Below are 10,038 nucleotides of genomic sequence, written 5' to 3'. Positions count from 1 at the left end.
GGGTAGCAGGCTGCGTCGCGTGGCTGGCCGGCACCTGACGGGCCTTGGGCGGCGGGGAGTCGTGGTCCGTGATGATCGCAGTGAAGGCTGCGACTTCGGCGGCCGGGGCGTAGGTCACGGACTCGATGAAGCCTCGGCAGAGCACCCGTCCGCGCTCCGGCAGGCCGCGCACCGGAACGGCTGCGGCTGGCTCCTTGCCAGGGGCATCAGCCAATCTGGGTGATCTCCGGCCCGCGCTCGGGCTGCTCGAATTCCGGTGCACCCTGCTCGAAGTCCGAGGTACCCTGCGGTGCGGCGGCCGCGGAGTCCCGGGGAAGCCGGAGCTGCAAAAGGTCGCGCGGCGGCATCGGGCTCTCGCCCCGCACCACGACGATTTGCCGGAACAGCTCCTCAAGTCCGGCGGCGGCGTCGCGATCCAGCGCGGCATCCCCGCCGAGTACGCCGCGGAGGAACCAGCGCGGGCCGTCGACGCCGATGAACCTGGCCACACGGTATCCCTCGCTGCCGTCACCGGCGGGCAGCTTGGCGACCAGCTCGATGCCGAAGTGGCCTTCGATCTCGTCCACCTGGCCGCCCTGGCTGCCCACCGACTGGCCGATCTGTTCGCGGATTTCGTCCCAGAGGCCCTCGGAGCGGGGGGCGGCGAAGGCCTGCAGCTGCAGGCTGGACCCGTCCAGGTCCATGGTGACTGCCACGACGCGCTGGGTGGCTTCCTCGACCTCCAGCCGGAGCTGCAGCCCTTCCCGCGGGGTAATCAGCAGGGCGCCGAGGTCGACGTAGCCGTCCTGGTCATCGATCTCGGAGACGTCGTAGGGGCCGGCGCTGCGGACGGCAGCGTCCGGAGCCTCGGCAGCTGCGCCGGTTCCAACAGCGTCAGACTCCCCGGCATCGCCGGTGTCCGTCAACTGCTCCTGCTTGGCTTTTTTGCCACGCCCAAAAACCATCGGGTTTTCTCCTTAGTTGTGATCCCGTGCGAAGCCCTCGGCTACCGCACAGTGTTCAGCCTGTTTACCGGGCGGGATTCAGGCCCCGACGGTGCCGAAACCGCCGGTGGAGCCGAAGCCGCCGCCGCCGCGAACCGAATCGCTTAGCTCCTGGACGGGCACGAACTCCGCGTACTCCACGCGCTGGATGACCATTTGTGCAATTCTATCGCCGCGGCGCAGTTCGATCGTCTGGTCGCGGTCGGTATTCAGCAGTGTCACGGCGATCTCACCGCGGTAGCCTGCGTCGACCGTGCCGGGAGCATTCACCACCGTCAGTCCGTGCTTGGTGGCCAGGCCGGAGCGCGGATGGATCAAGGCGACGAAACCGTCCGGAAGGGCGATGGACACGCCGGTAGGCACCAGCCGCCGCTCCCCCGGTCCGAGCACGACGTCCTCGCGGGCGCGCAGGTCCGCCCCGGCGTCCCCCGGGTGGGCGTACGACGGCGGTTCCAGGCCGTCGTCGAGCATCTTCAGCTGCACCGACAGGGTGGGCGCTCCGTAGGCCGGGAATTCGTTGGCTGTCGTGTCGCTGGCTGGGGGCTCCGCCGACGGCGTGGTCACGGCAGTAGTTTCTTCAGTCACAGTTCCCCACTGTAACGCCCGCTCGGAGGATCGGCCTACCGCGCCGCCGCTGCGGAAGGGCGCCGGCACCGGCGGGTGACCAAGGTGAATTAGCCGGGGAAAAGTGGAAAGCTGGGCTCATGCCCGAATCCAGCGCAGCCATGCCTGCCTCCAACAGCACCCCCGACGACGCTACCGTCCTGTTCAGCGAGAAGCTCTGGCCGAGTTTCTGGATCTGGCTGGTGGCGACCGGGCTGGCCGCTGCCGGCATCCTGGTCTTCGCCCCGATCAGTATTGCCGCCGGCATTACCGCGGCCGTCGTGCTTTTCGTGATCCTGGTGGCGCTCCTGGTCCTTTCCACCCCGTCCATCTCTGTCACGGCCGCCACGGTACGGGTCGGGCGGGCGACGATTGAACGCCGCCTCGTCGGCGCCGCCGGTGCCTTCCGCGGCGCCGAGGCCACGGCGGAGCGTGGCCCCCGGCTCAACGGCCTGGCGTTCATGTGCATCCGCGGCTGGATCGACCCGGTGGTCCGGATCGAGATCACCGACCCCGCGGACCGCACGCCGTACTGGCTCGCCTCCACCCGCCACCCCGACGAGCTGGTGGCGGCACTGTCGCACYAGCGGCGGGCGGGCCCAACGGCCCGCCCGGCTCCTTTAGCCCTCGCACTCCTTGCAGTACGCGAGGCCGTCCTTTTCGCGGGCGATCTGCGAACGGTGGCGGACGAGGAAACAGGAGGCACAGGTGAATTCATCTGCCTGGGCGGGCAGGACCCGGACCAGCAGCTCCTCGCCGGACAGGTCGGCGCCCGGGAGTTCGTAGCCTTCAGCGAGGTCGGTTTCGTCTACATCAACCACCGCGGAAGGCTTGTCCGTACGCCGCGACTTGAGTTCCTCGATGGAGTCCTCATTGAGGTCTTCTTCGGTCTTGCGCGGCGCATCGTAGTCTGTCGCCATTACTTGTTGCTCACACTCCGCAATCGTTTGGTTGGTTCGCCGACCCCGTGCCCGCCGGGGCTGGTAGCCCCGGGGACGGGTCCGGGTTCGGTTCACCGATGTCAACGCCGGACATGCGCTTTTTGTGCCCGATGTCGGGTCATTTTGCCCAACTCCGCGCCGGAACGCCAGAGGCCGGCGGTTCGGGGACCGGGATGCCCGCCCGGGGCGGCCCGATTGGGGCGAAAAGTCGCGGAAAATCACGGCGCGCCCTCCCTCCTAACCCGAATTGCCACCCATCGGTGGCAGAGTTTCGAATGTTAGTAATGCCAGGGTGGAGGATTTGTATGCAGGATCTACGGCTTGTAGGCGTCCACGACGACGGGGAGCATGTCCTGTTGAGTGGCACCGGCGGCGAGATGTTCCAGCTGCCGATCGATGAGGCACTTCGGGCGGCGGCCAGCCGGACGCCGGCCAAGGCCGGTTCCGGCGTGGGCGCCGAGCCCATTGCCATGTCCCCGCGCGACATCCAAGCCAGGATCCGAAGCGGTGCCACCGCCGAGGAGGTGGCCGGCTTGTCCGGCATCCCGCTGGCCAAAGTGCAGCGCTACGAGGGACCAGTGCTGGCCGAGCGCGAGTACGTCGCCCAGCAGGCCCGCAAAATCGAGGTGGCTTCCCCGTCCGCAGGGCACGACAGCTACCGCTCCTTCTTCGGTGACCAGCCCGCCACGCTGGACGACATGGTCACCCACCGGCTCCGGGCCCACGGAATCGAGCCGTCCTCCGTGGAGTGGGACTCCTGGCGCCGCCTAGACGGCAGTTGGAACGTGGTGGCCCGCTTCGAAACACAGTCCGGCGCCCACGCTGCGATCGGCGAAGAACCGCCCGCCATGTGGACGTTCAGCCCGGCACGGAAATCACTGCAGAACGCTAACCGCTGGGCCCAGCAGCTGAGCGAACTGGAGCCGATGGACGGCCCCGTCCCGCCCCGGCGGCTCTCCGCGGTGTCCGACCGCCCCTTTGATTTTGAAACCGACGCCGAGGCAGCGGCGCGCACCGCCACCGCGCAGCTCAGCATCGTCCAGTCGAGCGGAGTCCACTCCCCTGCCGGCCAGCAGGAAAAGGACGCCGACGGGCTGCTGGACATGCTCCGTTCCCGCCGAGGGCAGCGCCTGGGCCTGGACGAGGACGCTGACGATGCGCTCGCGTTGCTGCTGACCAACGGCGTGCCGGCCGCACACCCCCGGCCGTCCGAAGTGCCGCCGCCGCACGAGACCGAATCCGACGTCGAATCCGGGTCCGACGTCGAGAAGGGTTCCGCGGATCCCGCCCCGGCGGGGGAAAAAGCGCCAGCCGCCAAGGTCGAGCCGCACTCGATCCCGGGCCCGGATGCATTGTCCCGTCGCCGGGATGCCCGGCCCTCGATGCTGGCCCGGCTGAGCATGGCGCCGCGGCACCATGACGGCAACGACGCCGACGACGCGTTGAAGCTTCACGACGGAGTCAGCACCGAGACCACGGAGATCACCATCGCGGCGTCGCAGCTGCGGCCCGTCCGCACCGGCCCGACCTCAAGCCCTGGCCTGGACGAGCTGCTGGGCGGCGGACCGTCGCGGCGTCAGGCCGGCTCGACGGCCGATTCGCGCACCGATCCGTCCCGCACCGACCAGCCGACCACCGGCCAGTCGGGCACCGGCCCGGCTCGCGGGGACGCCGCCCGCGGCGAACGGGAGCTGGAGACACCCGAACGCCAGCCCGCCAAGCCGAAGCGGTCCAGTGTGCCCAGCTGGGACGAAATCGTCTTCGGCACCCGCACGGATTAGCGGCGCCGGAACACCGCCTGGCGGCCGGAATCCTGCTCCCGGGCGGGCCGTGGCTCAGCGCCGCAAAGCCTGTCCGGCGCCCTTGCGGCCTTTGGCTCCGCCGTTCTTCCCCTCGGCCTGGAAGCACAGCAACGGAACCTCACGTTCGGCCTTGGTGAGCGAGCCGTGTTGGCCGACCACTTCAAGCGCCCGGGCCGGAACCCGCCGGGTGTCATAAAAGGCCACCATGTCGCGCGCGGCAATCATCACGTCGCCAATCCTCGGACCGACCGGGCCCCGGACCTCCCCGAACAGCCCGCCTGCAACCGCCTCTTCCCGGGTGAACGCCCAGATCCGGTCGCCGAACCGCGCCCGCCAGGCCGCCAGCAGACGGCGCCGGCCCGCGTCGTCGGCTCCGTCCTCAAGGTAGAGATGGACCATCCGCGGCTCCCCCGCCGTGTGCCGGACCCCGGCGATCAGTTCCGCCTCGGCGGAATAGTCGATCCGTTGCGACTCCGGCACGTCCACCATGCCGTGGTCCCCCGTCAGCAGCACGGTGGTGCCGGCCGGAAGGGAGGCATTGAGCCGCCGCACCGTGGCGTCCAGCTCCTCAAACTGGTTCTCCCACTGCGGCGACTGGGAGCCGTAGCGGTGCCCGGCTTTGTCCAGCTCGTGGACGTAGAAGTACATCAGCGAACTCTCCGCCCCGGCCATGGCCTCCGCGGCGGCCGCGGTCCGGGCGTGTGCGGTGGTCCCGGGCACGAAGCGTCCGCCACGGAGCGCCGCCCGGGTCATTGCGGAGTCGCTGAACCGCGGCAGTGCGACGGTGCTGACATCCGCGTACCCGGCGGCCCGTTCGAACACGGTCGGCATCGGCTGCCACTGCTGCGGGTCGACCCCGGGATCCCAGCCGTTAAGCATATTGACCACTCGGTCCTGGTCCGGGTCGAGGACGTCGTAGCCGACCATCCCGTGCTGTCCGGCGGCCAGGCCGGTCCCGAAACTGGCCAGCGACGCGGCAGTGGTGGACGGGAACGCGGAATCCAGCCAGACCGGCACGGCTCCTTGGCCTGCCTGCAGCACCGAGCGCAGGAACGGCGTGTGCGCGGATTTCTGTTTGAGCAGTTGCCGGCCCAGGCCGTCGGCGAGGACGACGCAGACATGCCTGGCGGCGGGAAGCTTCAGCCGGTTGTCGAAGCCTGGAACGCCGAGGCTGGCCGCGGCGCTGCTGAAGAGCTCGGCGATGGACCGCTCCCCGTACGCCGGGGGCGCCGGCAGAGCGGCGGGGCCGTCGGTGGCCGGGAGCGGTGGCGGTGGTGCGGGTACCAGTGACTCGGAGGCGCTGTCCGGCATCATCTCAGCGCTGGTGGCCGCGGTTGAGGCGGTTTCCGAAGACGCCGGAGCGTGGGCGCTGCGGCAGCGTGGACACACCGTGCGGGGCGGGAGCGGTGGATCCGGTGTTTACCGCCCGGAGCGCGCGGGCGAACAGTTTGGCGTCCTGGACGGCCTGCAGCCCGTCCGCTTCGGCGCTGATCCGTAGGACGATGTCCTCCTGCGCGATGGTGCCGCTGTAGCCGTGGTCGGCCTCGCACTGCGGGTCGCCGCAGCTGGCCGGGCCCATGTCGAGGCGTTGGCCGCCGGACCACGCGATCGAGAGGGTCAGTTCCCGGACCGGGTCGGAGGGCTTATAGTCCTGCGGCTGTGCGTAGACGTAGCTGAGCACAACGGAGCGGATCTGCGTCACTGGAACGGATTCGGTGGAAACTTGCGCGACGATTTGCTCGCCGGCCTCGTCGAGCTGCTGGTCGTCCACGTGGGTGATAACCAGCATGTCCTCGGTCAGCACGAGCACGGTGATGTGGCGGCGTACCTCGGCCCGGTCGAAGTGGGTCTCGAGGTGGACCAGGTGGGCCACGCAGTCGCGGCCGTCCAGGGCGTCGGCGACGACGTCGGCCACCAGGCGGGGATAGAAACCAGCCTGCTGGAGGGCGCCTTCCAGGCTCTGGCCCTGCGCGCTGTGGTCGTGCAGGCCTTGGTGCTGCCCGTGGCGGCCGGGGACGGACGCCTGGGGCTGGGATGCTGGAGGCTGGGAGCTCATGGCTTCCATTTTCACAGATCGGCCGGGGACTTGCTAACTGCTCCGCCGGTGCTGCGGGGCGGGACCCTGCTGCTGCGCGGCGGCGGGCGTCGTTAGCTGCGCATGGCGCGCCGGGCCGTGTCGGTGCGCTGGGCGGCGTTGGCAATGCGGACGTCGGCGGCCAGGATCACGGCACCGTCGGGACCGGCCAGGACCGGGTTGAACTCCACCAGGGCGATCTCCGGGTGGTTGTCCTTGAGCCGGGTGAGGCGGGCAGCCAGGTCTTCGAGCGCGGCGGCGTCGACGGCGGGCAGTCCCTGGTAGCCGAACAGCTTGCGGGCGGCGCGGGGCGCGCGGATGAAGTCGCGGAGGTCGGCGCCGGAGAGCGGCGGCACGCGGTGGGCCCAGTCATCGAGCAGGTTGACGGCGTCGCCGGCCAGCCCGAAGGAAACCACCGGGCCCAGCAGCGGGTCCTCGATGGCGCGGAAGGTGCAGGCCTGCCCAACCGGGGCCATGGACTGCACCTCCAGGGACGGCGCACCGTAGCGCTGCAGCGACTTGCGCATCTGGGCGATGTTGCGGCGCAGCGAATCGGCGTCCTGGATGTCGAGGCGCACCCCGCCGAGGTCGAGGCGGTGCCGCAGCGCCGGGTCCGTGGTCTTCAGCGCCACCGGCCAGCCGAGCCGGTCCGCGGCGGCGACCGCGGCCTCGTCGCTCTCGAAGCCCTCGGAGGCCAGCACCCGGATGCCGTAGCGGCCCAGCAGCTTCGCGGCCGCCGCCGGGTCAAGCCGGACCAACTGGTCGCCACCGACGGGCCGGAGCAGCTCTTCCAGGTCCTCATGGGCGGCTTCGGGATCGCAGCCGTCGGGTTCCACGAAGAGTCCGTGGTCGCGGACCACCCACTCGGCGTAGCGGACCACCGCGGCGAGAGCGGCGACGGCGGCCCCCGGGTTGGAGTAGCAGGGCACCGCGGCGGCCGGTACGAGCGCCGCGTCCGGTTCAAGCGCCGCGTCCGCGGATCCGACCATGCCCTCGACGTAGATGGAGGGGTCCAGGATGCCGGTGAACGCCGCCACCACGGGTTTCCCGGCGGCCGCGGAGCATTCGGCCAGCACCGCGCCGATTTTTTCGACCGTGAGCCCCCGGGCCGGCAGCAGGGCGACCACGACGGCATGCACCGACTCGCTGGTCAGCGTCTCCTGCAGGCTGTGCCGCAGCGCCGGCAGCGCCCGGGACATGCCGGCATCCAGGTCGACGTCGACGACGATGCGTTCCACGCCCAGCCCGGCCGCGGCCGCACGGTCCGCCACCACCTTGCCGAGGGCGCCGGAGTTGCTGAACACGGCCACACCGGGTCCCTTCGGCAGCGGCTGGCTGGAGACAATCTGGGCCACGTCCATCAGCTCTTCGATGGTCTCCACCCGGATCACCCCGGCCTGGCGCATCATCGCGTCCAAAGCCTCGGGCGGCGCCTGTGTGGTGCGCACGGAGTGGCCCGGCGGCAGGTTCAGTCCCATGGCGTCGGATTTAGCCACGATCACCGGCTTGGTCCGGGCAAGCCGCCGTGCCAGCCGCGAGAACTTGCGCGGGTTGCCGATGGATTCAAGGTAGAGCCCGACGGCGGTGGTGTCGGCGTCGTCCTCCCAGAACTGCATCATGTCGTTGCCGGACACGTCGGCGCGGTTGCCGGCGGAGAGGAACGTGGACAGGCCCACCCGGCGGCGGCTGGAGGCGGCATAGAGCGAGACGCCGATCGCCGCGGACTGGCTGAACAGGCCCAGGGCGCCGCGGCGGGCCAGCGACGGCGCCATCGAGGCGTTGAGCGACACGGCGGGGTTGGTGTTGACGATCCCGAGTGACGCCGGGCCGATCACGCGCATGCCGTTGGCGCGGGCCTGGCGGACCAGTTCGCGCTGCCGGACGAGGCCGCGTTCGCCGTCGTCCGCGTAGCCGGCGGTGGCCAGCACGATCCCCTTGACCCCGGCCTCGCCGCACTCCTGGACCACCTTGGGGACCTCGTCGTAGGGCACCGCGATGATGGCGAGCTTGACCGGGCCGGGAACCTCGGAGAGCCTGGCGAAGGACAGCATGCCGGCCAGTTCCATGGCTTCGGGGTTGATCGCATAGACCGGGCCGGTGAAGCGGCCCTCGATGATGTGCTCCAGCAACTGGTAGCCCACGGTGCCCCAGTGGCGGCTGGCCCCGATCACCGCCACCGAGTCCGGGGCCAGGAGTTCCTGGATGCTGCGCGCCTCGGCACGGTGTTCACGGGACTCCATCACGGCACGGGACTTGTCCGTCGGGTCGATGTTGAACTCCAGGCTCACGACGCCGTCGTCGAAGTGGCGTTTGACGTCGTAGCCGGCGTCCGAGAAGACCATCAGCATCTTGCGGTTCTCCGGGAGCACCTCGGCGCTGAACTTGCGGATCCCGTTCTCGCGGGCCGCGGCGGCCAGGTGTTCGAGCAGGATGGAGCCGATACCGCGGCCCTGGTGGGCGTCGGCGATGTTGAAGGCCACCTCCGCTTCTTCCGGGTCCCCGAGCCGGTCGTAGCGGCCGATGCCCAGGATCTCGCCGCCGATGGTGATCACCAGGGCCACCCGGTCCTTGTAATCGACCTCGGTGAAACGCTTGAGTTCCTTGGCGGAAAGCCTGGACTTGAAGGCGAAGAAGCGCATGTAGATCGAGGTCTGCGACTGCCCCACGTGGAAGGCCTGCACGGCGTCGGCGTCGGCCGGGTGGATGGGGCGAAGGTGGGCCGTTCCGCCGTCGCGCAGCACGACATCGGCTTCCCAATGTTCCGGATATACGCCGTCTGCGGGCTGATCCACCATAGGCTTAGCCTAGTCACTAACTTTCGCAGCACACGCTCAGCACCCCGCAGAAGGACCCACCAGCCTTATGGCACGCCGCCAAACCACGCCCCCGGCAGGGAAAGCCAACCAGGATTCCGCAGCGGACTTTGTCGAGAACATCGTCGACATCGACGTCACTTCCGAAATGGAAGGCTCGTTCCTGGAGTACGCCTATTCGGTCATCTATTCCCGGGCGTTGCCTGATGCCCGGGACGGCCTCAAACCGGTGCAGCGGCGCATCCTGTACATGATGAGCGAGATGGGCCTGCGCCCGGACCGCGGCCACGTCAAGAGCGCCCGGGTGGTGGGCGAGGTGATGGGCAAGCTGCACCCGCACGGTGACTCCGCCATCTACGACGCCATGGTCCGGATGGCGCAGGACTTCTCCCTGCGGCTGCCCCTGATCGACGGCCACGGCAACTTCGGCTCGCTCGACGACGGCCCGGCCGCCCCGCGGTACACCGAGGCGCGGCTGGCGGCGGCGGCGTTGACCCTGACCGACCACCTCGACGAAGACGTCGTCGATTTCGTCCCCAACTACGACAACCAACTCACCCAGCCGGAGGTGCTGCCGGCCGCTTTCCCGAACCTTTTGGTCAACGGCGCCACCGGCATCGCCGTGGGCATGGCCACCAACATGGCCCCGCACAACCTGGCCGAAGTAGTGGCGGCAGCGCGGCACCTGATTGCGCAGCCGGACGCCACGCTCGAGGACATCATGAAGTTCGTCCCCGGCCCGGACCTGCCCACCGGCGGCCGGATTGTAGGCCTCGACGGCATCCGCGACGCCTACGCCACCGGACGCGGCTCCTTCAAGAC

At 69.7% G+C, this 10,038-nt stretch carries 8 protein-coding genes and 2 pseudogenes; 3 read left to right on the top strand and 7 right to left on the bottom strand.

Annotated features, from left to right (window positions below; genetic code table 11):
• From AB4Y86_RS04440 to dut, 3 genes and pseudogenes are all read right to left on the bottom strand, one after another.
• Window positions 1-214 (bottom strand): annotated as a pseudogene (locus AB4Y86_RS04440) (hypothetical protein); the annotation flags it as partial.
• Entirely contained in the window at window positions 207-944 is a 738-nt protein-coding gene (locus tag AB4Y86_RS04435; RefSeq protein ID WP_441400442.1) for a DUF3710 domain-containing protein, read from the bottom strand. The pseudogene AB4Y86_RS04440 and the gene AB4Y86_RS04435, both read right to left, overlap by 8 nt.
• Before the next feature lie 78 nt (window positions 945-1,022).
• Window positions 1,023-1,568, bottom strand: coding sequence for a dUTP diphosphatase (dut, locus tag AB4Y86_RS04430; RefSeq protein ID WP_441400440.1), 546 nt, complete (start codon window positions 1,566-1,568; stop codon window positions 1,023-1,025).
• A gap of 119 nt (window positions 1,569-1,687) precedes the next feature.
• Here dut and AB4Y86_RS04425 point away from each other — a divergent pair.
• Window positions 1,688-2,167: pseudogene (locus AB4Y86_RS04425) on the top strand (DUF3093 domain-containing protein); the annotation flags it as partial.
• Window positions 2,168-2,206: 39 nt separating this feature from the next.
• Here the strand turns inward: AB4Y86_RS04425 and AB4Y86_RS04420 are convergent.
• Window positions 2,207-2,506 (bottom strand): DUF4193 domain-containing protein, encoded by a 300-nt coding sequence (locus tag AB4Y86_RS04420; protein ID WP_441400445.1) that lies wholly within the window; start codon window positions 2,504-2,506, stop codon window positions 2,207-2,209.
• A 326-nt stretch (window positions 2,507-2,832) separates the two neighbouring features.
• Here AB4Y86_RS04420 and sepH point away from each other — a divergent pair, with 326 nt between their 5' ends.
• Window positions 2,833-4,308, top strand: coding sequence for a septation protein SepH (gene sepH / locus AB4Y86_RS04415; RefSeq protein ID WP_441400438.1), 1,476 nt, complete (start codon window positions 2,833-2,835; stop codon window positions 4,306-4,308).
• 54 nt (window positions 4,309-4,362) lie between these two features.
• Here the strand turns inward: sepH and AB4Y86_RS04410 are convergent, their stop codons facing one another.
• From AB4Y86_RS04410 to AB4Y86_RS04400, 3 genes are all read right to left on the bottom strand, one after another.
• Window positions 4,363-5,640 carry an alkaline phosphatase family protein gene (locus AB4Y86_RS04410; protein ID WP_441400444.1) on the bottom strand — a complete coding sequence of 426 codons (1,278 nt, stop codon included), beginning with the start codon at window positions 5,638-5,640 and terminating at the stop codon, window positions 4,363-4,365.
• Window positions 5,641-5,644: 4 nt separating this feature from the next.
• A complete protein-coding gene (locus AB4Y86_RS04405) occupies window positions 5,645-6,385 on the bottom strand; it encodes a DUF5998 family protein (RefSeq protein WP_441400436.1) in 741 nt (246 codons plus the stop codon).
• Window positions 6,386-6,477: 92 nt separating this feature from the next.
• Complete coding sequence (locus tag AB4Y86_RS04400; RefSeq protein WP_441400434.1) at window positions 6,478-9,198, bottom strand: bifunctional acetate--CoA ligase family protein/GNAT family N-acetyltransferase; 2,721 nt, start codon at window positions 9,196-9,198, stop codon at window positions 6,478-6,480.
• A 67-nt stretch (window positions 9,199-9,265) separates the two neighbouring features.
• Between AB4Y86_RS04400 and AB4Y86_RS04395 the strand changes: the two genes are divergently transcribed.
• Window positions 9,266-10,038 (top strand): DNA gyrase subunit A (locus AB4Y86_RS04395; RefSeq protein WP_441400432.1); only part of this gene is annotated, 773 nt, incomplete at its 3' end.

It is taken from the genome of Arthrobacter sp. 2YAF22_2 (assembly GCF_052114645.1).
In the GTDB taxonomy this organism is placed as follows: Bacteria; Actinomycetota; Actinomycetes; order Actinomycetales; family Micrococcaceae; genus Arthrobacter.
This window is presented reverse-complemented; position numbering and strand designations above follow the sequence as displayed.